Annotated in this window: 10 protein-coding genes and 1 pseudogene; 6 read left to right on the top strand and 5 right to left on the bottom strand. The window is 66.8% G+C overall.

Features of this window, described 5'->3' with window-relative positions; genetic code table 11:
• Positions 1-260: pseudogene (locus tag QHF83_RS37530) on the bottom strand (hypothetical protein); the annotation flags it as partial.
• 135 nt (positions 261-395) lie between these two features.
• On the opposite strand from QHF83_RS37530, the gene QHF83_RS37525 reads away from it, so the two are divergent.
• Positions 396-1,457 carry a hypothetical protein gene (locus QHF83_RS37525; RefSeq protein ID WP_282422863.1) on the top strand — a complete coding sequence of 354 codons (1,062 nt, stop codon included), beginning with the start codon at positions 396-398 and terminating at the stop codon, positions 1,455-1,457.
• Between the two features lie 6 nt (positions 1,458-1,463).
• Here QHF83_RS37525 and QHF83_RS37520 read toward each other — a convergent pair whose 3' ends face one another.
• Entirely contained in the window at positions 1,464-1,964 is a 501-nt protein-coding gene (locus QHF83_RS37520) for a hypothetical protein (RefSeq protein WP_282422862.1), read from the bottom strand.
• A gap of 119 nt (positions 1,965-2,083) precedes the next feature.
• On the opposite strand from QHF83_RS37520, the gene QHF83_RS37515 reads away from it, so the two are divergent.
• Both QHF83_RS37515 and QHF83_RS37510 read left to right on the top strand, forming a co-directional pair.
• Positions 2,084-3,790 (top strand): hypothetical protein, encoded by a 1,707-nt coding sequence (locus tag QHF83_RS37515; RefSeq protein WP_282422861.1) that lies wholly within the window; start codon positions 2,084-2,086, stop codon positions 3,788-3,790.
• Between the two features lie 14 nt (positions 3,791-3,804).
• Entirely contained in the window at positions 3,805-4,536 is a 732-nt protein-coding gene (locus QHF83_RS37510) for a class I SAM-dependent methyltransferase (RefSeq protein WP_282422860.1), read from the top strand.
• Position 4,537: 1 nt separating this feature from the next.
• Here QHF83_RS37510 and QHF83_RS37505 read toward each other — a convergent pair whose 3' ends face one another.
• Genes QHF83_RS37505 through QHF83_RS37495 form a run of 3 tightly spaced genes read right to left on the bottom strand, consistent with a single transcriptional unit; the run spans position 4,538 to position 5,467 of the window.
• Positions 4,538-4,819: a DUF5985 family protein gene (locus QHF83_RS37505; RefSeq protein ID WP_282422859.1), complete on the bottom strand. Its 282-nt coding sequence runs from the start codon at positions 4,817-4,819 to the stop codon at positions 4,538-4,540.
• Positions 4,816-5,073 (bottom strand): DUF5985 family protein, encoded by a 258-nt coding sequence (locus QHF83_RS37500; protein WP_282422858.1) that lies wholly within the window; start codon positions 5,071-5,073, stop codon positions 4,816-4,818. The genes QHF83_RS37505 and QHF83_RS37500 overlap by 4 nt, the downstream gene beginning before the upstream one ends.
• The gene (locus tag QHF83_RS37495) at positions 5,066-5,467 is read right to left on the bottom strand and encodes a winged helix-turn-helix domain-containing protein (protein ID WP_282422857.1); all 402 of its coding nucleotides are present in this window, start codon (positions 5,465-5,467) and stop codon (positions 5,066-5,068) included. Before QHF83_RS37495 ends, QHF83_RS37500 begins: the two co-directional genes overlap by 8 nt.
• Positions 5,468-5,707: 240 nt before the next feature.
• Between QHF83_RS37495 and QHF83_RS37490 the strand changes: the two genes are divergently transcribed.
• From QHF83_RS37490 to QHF83_RS37480, 3 genes are read left to right on the top strand one after another with little or no spacing between them, the layout of a single operon-like run.
• Positions 5,708-11,245, top strand: a complete 5,538-nt coding sequence (locus QHF83_RS37490; RefSeq protein WP_282422856.1) for a HAMP domain-containing protein — start codon at positions 5,708-5,710, stop codon at positions 11,243-11,245.
• 23 nt (positions 11,246-11,268) lie between these two features.
• Positions 11,269-13,395 carry a response regulator gene (locus QHF83_RS37485; RefSeq protein ID WP_282422855.1) on the top strand — a complete coding sequence of 709 codons (2,127 nt, stop codon included), beginning with the start codon at positions 11,269-11,271 and terminating at the stop codon, positions 13,393-13,395.
• A gap of 38 nt (positions 13,396-13,433) precedes the next feature.
• Positions 13,434-14,690, top strand: coding sequence for a hypothetical protein (locus QHF83_RS37480; RefSeq protein WP_282422854.1), 1,257 nt, complete (start codon positions 13,434-13,436; stop codon positions 14,688-14,690).
• Positions 14,691-14,704: the final 14 nt, after the last annotated feature.

Below are 14,704 nucleotides of genomic sequence, written 5' to 3'. Positions count from 1 at the left end.
CCGCCGCCCGCGCCGCCTTGCCCGCCGCCGCCGGTGCCACCGGTGCCGCCCTCGCCTCCGCCGACGCCGCCCGTCCCGCCGATGCCGCCCGTCCCGCCGACGCCGCCGGACCCGCCGACGCCGCCGCTGCCGCCTTGCGCGCCGGATCCGCCCGACCCGCCGCCTCCGCCTCCCTTGACCGATCCATCACACGCCGCGAGCGCGAGCGCCGCGGCCGCCACCACGATCCCACCAGCACGAACCAAGCCAAAACGAAGCATATCTTCCTCCAAGCTGCGTCCGGGGCACGGACGCCGGCTCACACCCTACCACGCCTGTCCAGAAGCAAGGACTCGCAGTATGCTCCTGGCAAGAATCTGACCGCCCCTCGGTCCTGCACCTCCAGCGATGGAACAATGATACGCCTGGCCAAACCTCGTTTCGTCGCGCCGCTTTTGCTTGCTGCTTGTTCGACGCCGGCCGTGCCGTCGGAGCAGGCGCCGGCATCCGCCTCCGCATCCGCTGCCGTTCCCGCATCCGCCCCCGTCTCCGCCCCCGTCTCCGCCCCCGCGCCTGCGCCCGCCCTCGCGAGCGTTCCTGCGCCCCCGGCCATTTCGGCGGACGAAGCCGTTACGCTGCTCTTCCCGGGCGAGGCGTCCGCCGCCGCCGCCTGCGCCGACACCGACCCGCGGGCGCGAATCCGTTGCCTGCTCGGAAAACGCTACGAAGGGCACGCCTCCGCGCGGGCCACCGTGCTCTCGCTCCACGAAAAGACCGGAAGCGTCGTCGGCGTCGAGGAGCCTTACGTGATGGAGGGCGGCTTCCGCGGCTCGATTCGTATCGTCCCGGAGCTGCCCGTCGGCCGCCACGAAAAACATCTCGGCTGGGTCGCCGACGCGAGCGCCGATTTCGACGCTTTCTTCGACGCCGTCGCCGCCCGCGCGAAGGCGGGCGTCCACTATCGACATCGCCCCATTGCCTGGAAGTTCTTCCGCTCCGTCGGCCGCACGACCCCGTCGGCCTACGCGAGCGGCTGGAGCATCGGGTACAACGTCTCGGGCTCGCTGCACGGCTCCGCGGAGGCCGTGCGGGAGACCCTGTTTCACGAGATTTTTCACCTGAACGACGCCGCGCGGCTCTCCGGTCCCGAGCAATGGTCGCGCAAGAAGCTCGGATCGATCCACGACGCCATTCTCCAGAAATGCAGCACGAAGGCCTCGTGCCTCGCGCCCTACGCGCCCATGCCCACGATGGTCCGCGGCGGCACGTATTACGCCTTCCAGCCGAACAACGGCGACGCCGTGAACGAGTACGGCGCCGACCTCGCCGCCCGGTACTACCGCGAGACGCGCGCCGTGCTCCGCGGCGAAAAACTCACCAAACCGGCGTTCAAATGCGGGCCCGAGGAGAATGGCCGCGCCTGGAAGATCCTCGTGGACGAGTTCTTCGGCGGCGTGGACATCGTCCCGGAATGCTAGGGCCCTTCAATCCCAGTGGTTGAACACCACGTGGCCGACCCGCGCGGGATTCCAGTACGACGCCTGCGTGAGCTCGTCCCAGAGGAGCAGGCCGCGCCGCTCGCACGTCTTGCCGTCGAACGGGGCTTCGAGGTCCTCCGCGGACGCGATCTCGTATGCGCCGTAAAAGCCGGCCGCGAGCGCGGGCGCGTCGAGGAACGTGTACAGGAGATTTCCGGGCCCGTCCTCGCTCGCGCGCGCGAATGCGAGGATCGGGTAGGCTTCGTTGAGCAGCACGAGGACATGCGCCGGGAGCCCCGCGTGCCCGAGCTCGAGCAACGCGCTGTGGTGGTTTCGCCCGGCGCTCGGGGCGTCGAACGCGAGGATCCGACCGCCGCCGCGCAGCCCGCGAAGCGCCGCGTGGCAGGACGCCCGGAAGGCCGCCGCGTCGGGGCGCGGCCCGTTCGCCCCGCCGAACCCGGTGATCCCCGGCCGCAAGAGCACGGCCATCCCGTCCCGCGCGCCCATCCTCATCGCTTCCGTTGCGTTGCGTCATCATCCTCGCACGCGGCCTGCACAATGTCATCGCCTCTCGCGCGGGGCTCTGGTTTGATGTCGTCCGCGCCCACCGATCGGAGGGATCTGCCATGAACGCGACGAACACCCGATACGCGCTTCGCGCAGGCATCTTGCTGCTCCTTTTGCCCCTCGGGTTTTCCTGCGGGGAGACGCCGCCCGGCGGCACCACGCCCGGACCCGAGCCCGAGCCCGAGGTCGAGCTCCCCCCGCCGCTCGATCCGCTCCCGCCCGTCCACCTCACGACCACCGACCGCTTTGCGACGAGCAGCCAGTGCGGGCAATGCCATTTCGCCGGCCCGGAGACCACGGTCATGCACGATGCCGCCGGGAACGACATTTCGCCGGTGTATCTGTGGCGGAGCTCGATGATGGGATTCGCGGCGCGTGATCCCTATTATCTCGCGGTCTTCGGCGAGGAGCTCGTCGCGCATTCGGGCCGCGAGGCGTTCGTCGAGAAGACGTGCACGCGTTGCCATGCGCCGGCGGGGTCCGAGGAGCAAGCGCAGGCGGGCGGGCATTTGACGTTCGACGCCCTCGTCGCGGGCGACGGCAAAGAGGCGCACCTCGCCCGCGACGGCGTGACCTGCACGCTCTGCCACCAGATCGCCGACGACGGGCTCGGAAAAACGCAGAGCTTCGGCGGCGGGTTCGTCATCGGATACGAGCGGGAAATCTATGGCCCGCACCTCGTGCCCAAGGTCGACCCGATGCAGCTCATCGTGAATTACACGCCCACGGCCTCCGCGCACATCACGAAGAGCGAGGTCTGCGCGACGTGCCACACCGTGCTCGTGCCCATCATGAAAGGTGACCAGCGCGTGGGCGATTTCCTGGAGCAGGCACCCTACCTCGAGTGGAAAAACTCCACGTTCGCGGCGGGGGTTCCTTGCGCGACCTGCCATTTGCCCACGCAGGACGGGGCGAAGGTCGACATCTCCTCGCCCATTGCCAAATTCCCCGAGGGACTCGGCGCGCGCACGCCGTACGGCCAGCATCGGTTCAGCGGAGGCAATGCCTACATGCTGCGGATCCTGGCGGACAACGTCGAATGGACGGGCGCGGGCGTGGCGCCGGAGGAGCTCGAGCAATCGGCGGCGCGGGCCGAGGCGCACGTCGCCGAGGGAGCGGTCGTCAAGATTCTCTCGGCGTCGATGCAGGGCAGCGCGCTCGCCGTCGAGGTGCAGGTGGAGAACCACGCGGGGCACAAGTTTCCCACCGGATATCCGAGCCGGCGCGCGTGGATTCATCTGCGCGCCGAGGGCGCGGGCGGCGAGGTGCTCTTCGAATCGGGCGCGTTCGACGCCACAGGCGCGCTCGTGGATCGCAAAGGGGCGCGACTCGATCGCTCGGATTCGGTCCTGCCGCACCACGACGTCGTCACCAAGGAATCCGACGTGCAGGTCTACGAGGCCATCGCCAAGGACGCGACCGGAGCCCCCACGCATCGGCCGCTCGCCTCCGTGGGGTTTGTCAAGGACAATCGACTCCTGCCCCTGGGCTGGTCGAGCGCGGATCCGTGGATCGACTGGATCGGGCCCGTGGGCGTCGCGGGCGACGGCACCTTCCAGCCCGGCTTCGACCGCGTCACGTACGCAATCGAGGGCGGCGCCGCGGTCCGGCGCGTGACGGTGGAGCTCTTGTATCAATCGGTGCGTCCCACCGAGCTCGACACGCTCGCGCGGGTGCCGCACCCCGCGGCCGTGCGCTTCTCCGGCATGGCGAGCGCGCGGCCGTCGATTCCCCTGGTCGCAGCGCAGGCGCTGATCGAACTTTGAAAGGGAGGAACCAGATGGGCAGCCAGTACGATACGCTCGCGGCGGTCACGAACCTGACGGCCGAGATGCCGCTCCGGAAGTTTTACGAGGAGCACACGTTTTTCCAGGCGCTCGGCGACATCACGGGCCGCTCGGTGCTCGACGTCGCCTGTGGCACGGGGCTCTACAGCCGTCGGTTCAAGCAGCGCGGCGCGGCCCGCGTCGTGGGCATCGACAACTCCGAGGGCATGGTCGATTATGCCCGCCACCTCGAAGGATCGCAGCCGCTCGGCATCGAATACCACGTGCAGGGCGCGGAAAACGCCCGCGGCCTCGGCACCTTCGACGTCGTCGCCGCGACCTACCTCCTGCATTACGCGCCGTCGCAGGACGTCTTGCGCGACATGTGCACGAGCCTCCACGCGTCGCTCGCGCCGGGCGGCCGCCTCGTGTCCATCTGCATGAGCCCCGACATCGAGCTGCGGGACACGTCGTATTATCGGAAATATGGCTTCGAAGCGGCGTCGCGCGGCGAGGAGGGCGACGTCGCGACGGTGAAGAGCCTGGTGCCGGAGGCTCCGTTCACGCTCTCGGCCTATCACTGGAAACGCGCCACCTACGAGGCCGTCCTGCGCGAGGCCGGCTTCCGCAATATCGTCTGGCACCCGCCCGAGGTCGCCCCGGAGGGCGTCGCCGCGCTCGGGGCCGATTACTGGAGCGAATACCTCCGCCGCCCCCACGCCGAAATTTTCTCCTGCACGAAGTGAGTCAACGCGCGCGACCGGCGCCGCGGTGCGGCTGGCGCCGATTCTTGTCGACGATGCCCGCGATGAGGAGCGCGAACGCCAGCAGCCGGACGAGAAAGATCCAGTGACGGCTCTCGTAGCTGGCCGGGACGAACGCGAGGACGCTGCGCTCGACCGAGAGGAGGGCGAAGACCAGCGCGAGCAGCGCGAACAGCCGCTCGCGGCTCTTCCGCCAGAATCGAAAGAAAAACAGGGAGATGGCCAGGGCCATTCCCACGAACACGCCCGAGAGCAGCTGGATCACGTGACCTCCGTGATCATTCCGTAAAGAAGGAGCCCTGCAGCAATGACCGCGGTCACCACGCGCGGAATGGAGAGATCGGCGAGCGGACCGATCAAGAGGTCCGTGAGGAGCAGCAGGTTGTTCAGGGCCATCGCGGAAAAACTGAGGCCCGTCCACAGGATGAGGCGCAGGCGCGTGTACCTGTAATTCTTGAGGAGAAGCGCCGCGCAGACCAGGCTGGCCAGCAGGCACAGCGAATAAACGGTCTCAGCCATCCCGATCCTTTCTGAACCGAAATCCCTCGGCATATACCTGCAGATTGGAGATCGGGTTCGAAAAGATGCTCTCGAGCACCTTGTACCGAAGCTCCGCGTAAGCCGAGGCCAGACGAGCGACGTCGTCGTCGAGCGACGGCGAAGCCGGGGCATACCGGTACACGCGTTGCTTGGAGGCGAGGCGCGAGGTGAGGAGGCCGCTCGCCTCGAGATCGGCCAGGCGGCGGCTCGCCGATTGCTCGCTCGTGCGCAGGGCTTCGCATACCGCGCGGGGGCTCCACTCATCGTCCGGGGCGCCGCGCAGGAGAAACAGGATCTCCAGTTGCTCCACGGAAGTGATGTGGTCGGCGATGAACCGCGCGACCTCGTCGGGTAATCGGCGCTCCTCGGCCAATGTCTCTCCCCGTGCGGCGTACCACCGGCGCGAACACGGCGCAACCGGGCGACGACAGCATTGCGAGGCGGGCGGGGCCGTGCATTCTCGAATTTCAAGGGACGTGCCGGCCTCATGCAGGATGATGCAAGCGTGCCGCCCCGAACAAAGCTAAGTCTGCTCCTCGACCACGCTGGGTGAGGACCGCTCATCCAGGAAGTGGCCGTTCAGCGGACCGCGGACGTCCCTGGGGAACGAGGAATGAGCGCAAAAGAAGTGGTCGTCTCCAAGCAGAGCCGGACCGTGCGTGCGAATGGCACGCACAAGACCCCGAACGGAATCGATGGCCATCTCCATGGGAAGAGCACGGCGAAGAACGGCGCGAGGAACCTCGGCAGGAGCGCCCGGAGCCGCGGAGCCGCCTCGGCCATTGCGGAGTGGGAGCGCCTCTCGGACGACAACCGCGCCGAGGTCGAGCACCTCCAGGAGGTGCTGAAGGCCGTCAAGCAAGGCGATTTCACCGTCCGCTTCGAATACCAGAAGGACGGGATTCTGAGCCGCACGGGCGAGCTCCTGAACGACATCATCGGCCTGAACGAGCACATGACGAGCGAGCTCGTTCGCGTGGGCAAGGTCGTCGGTCAGGAAGGCAAGATGCACGAGCGCGCCTCCGTCGGTCCCGCGAAGGGGTCGTGGGCGAGCTGCATGGCGTCCGTCAATCAGCTCATCTCCGACCTCGTGGCCCCGACGAACGAGGTCGCGCGCGTCATCACCGCCGTCGCCCGCGGCGACCTCTCGCAGAAGATGGTCCTCGAAATCGACGGTCGCCCGGTGCGCGGCGAATTCCTTCGTATCGGCACCACCGTCAACTCGATGGTCGATCAGCTGAACTCGTTCGCCGCCGAGGTCACCCGCGTCGCGAAGGAAGTCGGCAACGAAGGCAAGCTCGGCGGCCAGGCGGACGTCAAGGGCGTCTCGGGCACGTGGAAGGACCTGACCGACAACGTCAATGGCCTCGCGGCGAACCTGACCGCGCAGGTCCGTAACATCGCGAAGGTGACGACCGCCGTCGCCAAGGGCGACCTCTCGCAGAAGATCACGGTCGACGCGCGCGGCGAGATCCTGGAGCTGAAGAACACGATCAACGTCATGGTCGATCAGCTCTCGTCGTTCGCGGCGGAAGTCACGCGCGTCGCGAAGGAAGTCGGCACCGAAGGAAAGCTCGGCGGGCAGGCGGACGTCAAAGGCGTCTCCGGCACGTGGAAGGATCTGACCGACAACGTCAATGGCCTCGCCGCCAATTTGACGGCCCAGGTCCGCAGCATCGCGAAGGTGACGACCGCGGTCGCCAATGGCGACCTTTCGCAGAAGATCACGGTCGACGCGCGGGGCGAGATCTACGAGCTCAAGAACACCATCAACACGATGGTCGACACGCTCCGCTCGTTTGCCGCGGAAGTCACGCGCGTCGCGAAGGAGGTCGGCAACGAAGGCAAGCTCGGCGGCCAGGCCGAGGTGCAAGGCGTCTCCGGCACCTGGAAAGACCTGACGGACAACGTCAATGGTCTCGCCGCCAATTTGACGGCCCAGGTGCGTAACATCGCGAAGGTGACGACCGCGGTCGCCAAGGGTGACCTCTCGCAGAAGATCACGGTTGACGCGCGCGGCGAGATCCTCGAGCTGAAGAACACGATCAACGTCATGGTCGACCAGCTCTCGTCGTTCGCGGCGGAAGTCACGCGCGTCGCGAAGGAGGTCGGCAACGAAGGCAAGCTCGGCGGCCAGGCCGAGGTGCGCGGCGTCTCCGGCACGTGGAAAGACCTGACGGACAACGTCAATGGCCTCGCCGCCAATTTGACGGTGCAGCTCCGTGACGTGTCGAAGGTCGCCACGGCCATTGCCAATGGCGATTTGACGCAGAAGATCACCGTCGACGTCAAGGGCGAGATCCTCCAGATCAAGGACGTCATCAACAAGATGGTCGATCAGCTGAACTCCTTCGCCGCGGAGGTGACGCGCGTCGCGAAGGAGGTCGGCACCGAGGGCAAACTCGGCGGTCAGGCCAATGTGAAGGGCGTGTCGGGCACGTGGAAGGACCTCACCGACAACGTCAACGTCCTCGCGGCGAACCTCACCACGCAGGTTCGCAACATCGCGAATGTCACGACCGCGGTCGCCAAGGGCGATCTTTCGCAGAAGATCACGGTCGATGCGCGCGGCGAGATCCTGGAGCTGAAGAACACGATCAACGTCATGGTCGATCAGCTCAATTCGTTCGCCGCGGAAGTGACGCGCGTCGCGAAGGAGGTCGGCACCGAGGGCAAACTCGGCGGCCAGGCCGAAGTGAAGGGCATTTCCGGCACGTGGAAAGACCTCACCGACAACGTCAACGTCCTCGCGGCGAACCTCACCGTGCAGGTGCGCAACATCGCGAACGTGACGACCGCCGTCGCGCGTGGTGATCTCTCGCAGAAGATCACGGTCGACGCGCGCGGCGAGATCCTGGAGCTGAAGAACACGATCAACGTCATGGTCGGTCAGCTCCGCTCGTTTGCCGCGGAAGTGACGCGCGTCGCGAAGGAGGTCGGCACCGAAGGAAAGCTCGGCGGCCAGGCCGACGTCAAAGGCGTCTCCGGCACGTGGAAAGATCTCACCGACAACGTCAACGTCCTCGCGGCGAATCTCACCACGCAGGTCCGTAACATCGCGAAGGTCACGACGGCCGTCGCGAAAGGCGACCTCTCGCAGAAGATCACGGTCGACGCGCGCGGCGAGATCCTGGAGCTCAAGAGCACCATCAATACGATGGTCGACACGCTGAATTCGTTCGCCGCGGAGGTGACTCGCGTCGCGAAGGAGGTCGGCACCGAAGGAAAGCTCGGCGGACAGGCCGACGTCAAAGGTGTTTATGGCACCTGGAAGGACCTGACCGACAACGTCAATGCCATGGCGTCGAACCTCACGGTCCAGCTCCGCGACGTGTCCAAGGTCGCGACGGCCATCGCCAATGGCGATTTGACGCAGAAGATCACGGTCGACGTCAAAGGCGAGATCCTCCAGATCAAGGACGTCATCAACAAGATGGTCGACCAGCTCAATTCGTTCGCCGCGGAGGTGACCCGCGTCGCGAAGGAGGTCGGCACCGAAGGAAAGCTCGGCGGACAGGCCGACGTGAAAGGCGTCTCCGGCGTCTGGAAGGACCTGACCGACAACGTCAACGTCATGGCCGCGAATCTGACGAAGCAGGTGCGCGGAATCGTGAAGGTCGTGACCGCGGTCGCGAACGGCGATCTGAGCCAGAAGTTCGTGCTCGAAGCAAAAGGCGAGGTCGCCGCGCTCGCCGAGACGATCAACAACATGACCGACACGCTGCGCACGTTCGCCGATCAGGTGACCACGGTGGCGCGCGAGGTCGGCATCGAGGGCAAACTCGGCGCGGAGGCCAAGGTCCCCGGCGTTTCCGGCGTCTGGAAGGACCTGACCGACAACGTCAACATCATGGCCTCGAACCTGACGAAGCAGGTGCGCGGAATCGTGAAGGTCGTGACCGCGGTCGCGAACGGCGATTTGAGCCAGAAGTTCGTCCTCGAAGCAAAGGGCGAGGTCGCCGCGCTCGCCGAGACGATCAACAACATGACCGACACGCTGCGCATCTTCGCCGATCAGGTGACCACGGTGGCGCGCGAGGTCGGTATCGAAGGCAAGCTCGGCGGCCAGGCGAAGGTGCCAGGTGCGGCCGGCACGTGGCGCGATCTGACCGATAACGTCAATCAGCTCGCCGGCAATCTGACGGCGCAGGTCCGCGCGATCGGCGAGGTGTCCACCGCCGTCGCGCAGGGCGATCTGACCCGGTACATCACGGTCGAGGCGCAAGGCGAGGTTGCCGCGCTGAAAGACAACATCAATCAGATGATCGGCAACCTCAAGGACACGACGCACAAGAATCAGGAACAGGACTGGCTGAAGACGAACCTCGCCAAGTTCTCCAGCATGATGCAGGGCCAGCGCAGCATCGTCTCGGTCGCCCGGCTCATCATGTCCGAGCTCACCCCGCTCGTGGACGCCCAGCACGGCGCGTTTTACATGATGGAGAGCGACCAGAGCGGCGATTCCGTCCTGCACCTCATCGCGAGCTATGGCTTCGGCGGCCGCAAGAACCTGTCGAATTCGTATCGATTGGGGGAGAGCCTGATCGGGCAATGCGCGTTCGAGAAGAAGCGCATCATGCTCCACGACGTGCCCGACGGGTTCATTTACATTGCGACGGGCATGGGGGAGGCGCCGCCGCGGAGCGTCGTCGTCTTGCCGGTGCTCTTCGAGGGCGAGACGAAGGCGGTCATCGAGCTCGCCTCGTTCAGGCCGTTCATCGCGAACCACCTCGCGTTCCTCGACCAGTTGATGGATAGCATCGGCGTCATCCTCAACATGATCTCCTCCAGCATGCGGACGGAGGAGCTCTTGCAGCAGCTCAAGAAGTCGAACGCGGAGCTCGAAGCGCAGGCGGCGGAGCTCAACGAAAAGGCGAAGCTCCTCGAAATCAAGAACAACGAGGTGGAGCTCGCGAGCCTGAGCCTGGAGGAGAAGGCGGAGCAGCTCCAGCTCATCTCGAAGTACAAGTCCGAGTTCCTCGCGAACATGTCGCACGAGCTCCGGACGCCGCTGAACAGCCTGCTGATCCTGTCGAAGATGTTGGCGGACAACCAGCACGGCAATCTCACGGCCGAACAGGTCCGCTTCGCGCAGACAGTGTACACGTCGGGCAACGATCTCCTGGCGCTGATCAACGAGATCCTCGACCTCTCGAAGGTCGAGGCGGGCAAGATGCCGATCGATCCGAGGACGTTCCACCTCGCGGACGTCCGCGATTACCTGGAGCAGACGTTCCGACATGTCGCCGATCAGAAGTCGCTGTCGTTCGAGGTACGCATGGATGCCCGGCTGCCGGAGACGCTTTACACCGACGTCAATCGGCTCCAGCAGATCTTGAAGAACCTCCTCTCGAACGCGTTCAAGTTCACGAGCGAGGGCGGCGTATCCATGACGATCGCCGTGGCGCCGGGGGATCGGGGCGAGACGATGATCAGCTTCGCCGCGCAGGACACGGGGATCGGCATTCCGCCGGAGAAGCAAAAGCTCATCTTCGAGGCGTTCCAGCAGGCGGACGGGACCACGAGCCGCAAATACGGCGGCACGGGCCTCGGGCTCACGATCAGCCGTGAGATCGCCCGTCTGCTCGGCGGCACGATCGACGTCGTCAGCGCGCCGAACCGGGGCAGCACCTTCACGCTGTACCTGCCGGCGACGTACGTCGGACCGGAGGCGCCGGACCGCGACGAATCGAGCGCCGCGCCGCCGTCCGCGGACAAACACGTCCCCCGGCCCCCGCCGGATGCCGATTTCAGCGGGATGAAGGTGCTGCTCGTCGACGACGACAACCGCAACCTGTTCGCCCTGCGGACGGTGCTCGAGGCGCGGAAGATCGAGGTGCTCCACGCGGAGAACGGGCGCATCGCGCTCGAATTGCTCCAGGTGCACCCCGACGTCGACCTCGTGCTCATGGACACGATGATGCCGGAGATGGACGGGCTCACCGCGACCCGCGCCATCCGCGACATCATCCAGTTCCAATCGCTCCCCATCATCTCGCTCACCGCGAAGGCGATGAAGGGTGATCGGGAGAAGGCGCTTGCGGCCGGAGCCTCCGATTACGTGACCAAGCCGGTCGATCCGGAGCGGCTGCTCGCCGTGATTCACGACTGGCGCTTCAAGAAGCACGTCGGTCCGAGCCAACTCGATTGAAACCGATGTCCCCCCAGGAAGTCATGAACGCGGAACAACGCACGCCGCTGGCGAGTGTCCTGCTCGTCGACGATACACCGGCAAACCTCCTCGCCCTCTCCGCGGTGCTGAAGCCGCTCGGCGCGCGGCTCGTGGAGGCGAGATCGGGGGTCGAGGCACTCGAATGCGTGCGTCGCGAGCCGTTCGCCGTCGTGCTGCTCGACGTCCAGATGCCGGACATGGACGGCTTCGAGGTCGCGCGCCGGATGCGCGCGACCGAGCACGGCCGCGAGGTTCCCATCCTGTTTTTGACGGCCATCCATCGCGATGAGGCCTACGCACGGCGCGGTTATGCGGTCGGCGCGGCGGACTACATCACGAAGCCGTTCAACGTCGAGGTGCTCCGCGCCCGCGTGAAAGCCTTCGTGGATCTCTTCCAGCAAAGAGAAGAGATCCGCAAAGCGCAGGTCGAATTGCGGACGCGGGAGCGCGACGAGGCCGTGCGCAGGCTCGTGGCCTTCGAGCGCATCGCGACGGCGGCGCTCGACACGGACGACCTCGGCGTGCTCCTGCGCGAGCTGCTCGATATTTTCCTCGGCGCCGCCGACGCCGCCGATGCGGCGACCGTGCTGCTTCGGGAGGGCGAGGAGCTCCGCGTGCGCGCCGCGGTGGGCCCGCACGGGGTGGACGAGGGCATGTCGGTGCGGATCGGCGAAGGCCTCTGCGGGGCGATCGCCGCGAGCAAACAGCCGGTCGAGATGGAGGGCACGCAGGCCTTCCCGGATTGCGGTTGCCTCAAATCGGGGAGCACGCGCGCCCTTTATGGCGTGCCGCTCCTCCATTTCGGGGAGGTCGTCGGGGTCGCGCTCATCGGATCGAGCCGCGCGTCGAGCTTCTCGGATGCGGAGAAGCGGCTCTTTGCGGCGATGGCCGAGCGCGCGGCCTGGGCCGTGGCCAGGCATCTCCAGCGCGCGGCGCACGAGGCCGAGCGCGCCGCGCTGCTCGAACGCGAGCGCGCCGCGCGCGCCGAGGCGGAGCTCGCGAGCCAGGCGAAGGACCAGTTTCTCGCCACGGTCTCGCACGAGCTCCGGACGCCGCTCAATGCGATCCTCGGCTGGGCCGTCCTCGCGCGGCAGAAGGCGCCGCCGCAGATCGAGCGGGCCCTCTCGGTCATCGAGCGCAATGCGCGGGCGCAAGCGCGCATCATCGACGACGTGCTCGACATCTCGCGGATCGTGAGCGGCAAGTTCCGGCTCGACGTGGTGCCGACGAACCTCGTGGAGGTCACGCAGGCCGCCGTCGAATCCCTCCGGCCCGTCGCGGAGGCGCGCGGCGTGAAGCTCACGATTGCGCTCAGTCCGCTCGGCTTCACGCTCGGTGATCCCGAGCGGCTCCAGCAGGTCGTCTGGAACCTGCTTTCGAATGCAATCAAATTCACGCCGAAGGACGGGCAGGTCGCGCTCAGCGCATGTCTCTCGGGCTCGAACCTCCTGCTCCGGGTGACGGATACCGGGCAGGGCATCGATGCCTCGTTCATGCCATACATCTTCGAGGCCTTCCGGCAGGCGGACGGGTCCACGGCGCGGCGGCACGGCGGGCTCGGGCTCGGACTCGCGCTCGTCAAGCAAATGGTCCAGGCGCACGGCGGGGCGATCACCGCGGTGAGCGACGGAATCGGAAGAGGTTCGACGTTCACCGTGGAGCTGCCCATCCGGAGCACGCCGGCCACGCGCGCATCGGAGGACGAGACCGCAGCCGGGAACGAGCAGCAGGTGCGTTTGTCGGGGCTCAAGGTGCTCGTGGTGGACGACGAGGAGGACGCGCGCGCTCTCTTGCGGCGCGTGCTCGAGGAGAGGGGCGCGACCGTGTCGCTCGCCGCGTCGAGCGACGAGGCCCTCGACGATCTTTCGCGTTCCCGGCCCGACGTGCTCGTGAGCGACATCGGATTGCCGGGGATGGATGGTTATGCGCTGATCCGCAGCATTCGCACGTTGCCGCCGGAGTTTGGCGGGCGAACCCCGGCCATCGCGCTCACGGCGTATGCGCGCACCGAGGACAGCCAGCGCGCGTTCGCCGCGGGGTTCCAGCGGCACGTGCCGAAACCGGTGGACCTCGGGCGGCTCGTCTCGCTCATCGCGAATCTCTGTGGGATTCCGCTCACGGAGGCCTAGACGCCGCGCGGAAATCGTGGTCCGGTCCATGAATCACCATGACATCTCCGGAGGACGCGCTTTGGCCGGATCGTGACACCGAGCTCGTGGCCCGGATGGCCGCTGCGCCGGACTACCTCCTCCATGAATGGATGTGCGACTGCGCGGAGCACGCTCTTTCCGTGTGTGATCCCCTCTCCGTGGCAGCGAAATACTCCATGCCGGATCCCACGCCGATCGAGGTCAAGCGGAGCTGGCTCGCGGGCGAGGCGGACGACGACGATCTGGAACGGGCCCAGATCTGGGGCGTCCAGGAGTGTTATCACGGCAAGCCGATCGCGCTCGGCGCCGCCGTGCTGGGCACGGCCTGGTATCCGGGCAGCGGCCTCGCCCTCGCCGAGGACGAGCATTACGCCGAGAGCATGACGTATTATCCGAGCGCCTTCGCGGCGGCGTGCGACGTGATGCGGGAATGCGTGAAGGCGGTCGAGGCGATGGCCCTCCGGGCCACGTGGAAGTCGGGGGATCGCTCCTCAGCGGGCGCGTCCTCACGGCAGGCGAGCGAGGCCGAGAGGGCCTGGCAGCGGCGGCGGATCCTGTCTGAGCCGGCGGAGAAGAGGCTCGCGTCGCACGGCTCCACGCGCAAGGGGCGCGACAGAAACGAGCTTCAGGACGCGTTTTTCGCCTCGCCGGAGCTCGGGCTCTTCGTCGTGATCGACGCCATGGGCAGCGCGCGCGCGGCCGCGATTGCGCTCTCCCTCTTCGAGGAGACGGTGGCAGCCGCGCGTCGCGAGGGGACGCTCGACCGAGTCCTCACGAAAGCCGCGATGAAAGCCAATGCGGCGATCATGCAGCTTCCCATCACGGAACCCTCGCTTCGCGGAATCGGCGCGCAGTTCGTCGCGCTCCTCGTCGACGCAGAGGAGGCGCGCATCGCCTGGATCGGGCAATGCCGTTGTTATCGTTCTCGCGAGGGGAAAACCGAGCGCGTGACGAAGGACGACCGGACCCTCGGCGGAGGCGGCCCGTTCGGAGGAGACGATTTCGACGTGCCGCTCGTCCCGCTCATCCACCAGGTCCTCGGCGGGGATCCCGAGGTCCACGTGCACGAAGAGAAGCTTCCGCCGCTCCGAGCCGGAGACACCTATTTGCTCAGCACCGACGGGCTCCACGGCCTTTACGAGGACAACGTGCACCTCGTCCTCGACGGGGCCCGCAACCTGACTCTCCAGCGGCTTTCGGCGCTGCTGATGGCGGACGCCGCCGACGAGCAGGACGACGCCACGGCCCTCTGCGTGCGTATTGGTCCGTCATGACGACGTTGCGCGGC

This window comes from Polyangium sp. 15x6 (assembly GCF_029960785.1).
In the GTDB taxonomy this organism is placed as follows: Bacteria; Myxococcota_A; Polyangia; order Polyangiales; family Polyangiaceae; genus Polyangium.
Note: the sequence above shows the minus strand (reverse complement) of the source record. Positions and strands in the feature narration are given on the sequence as shown.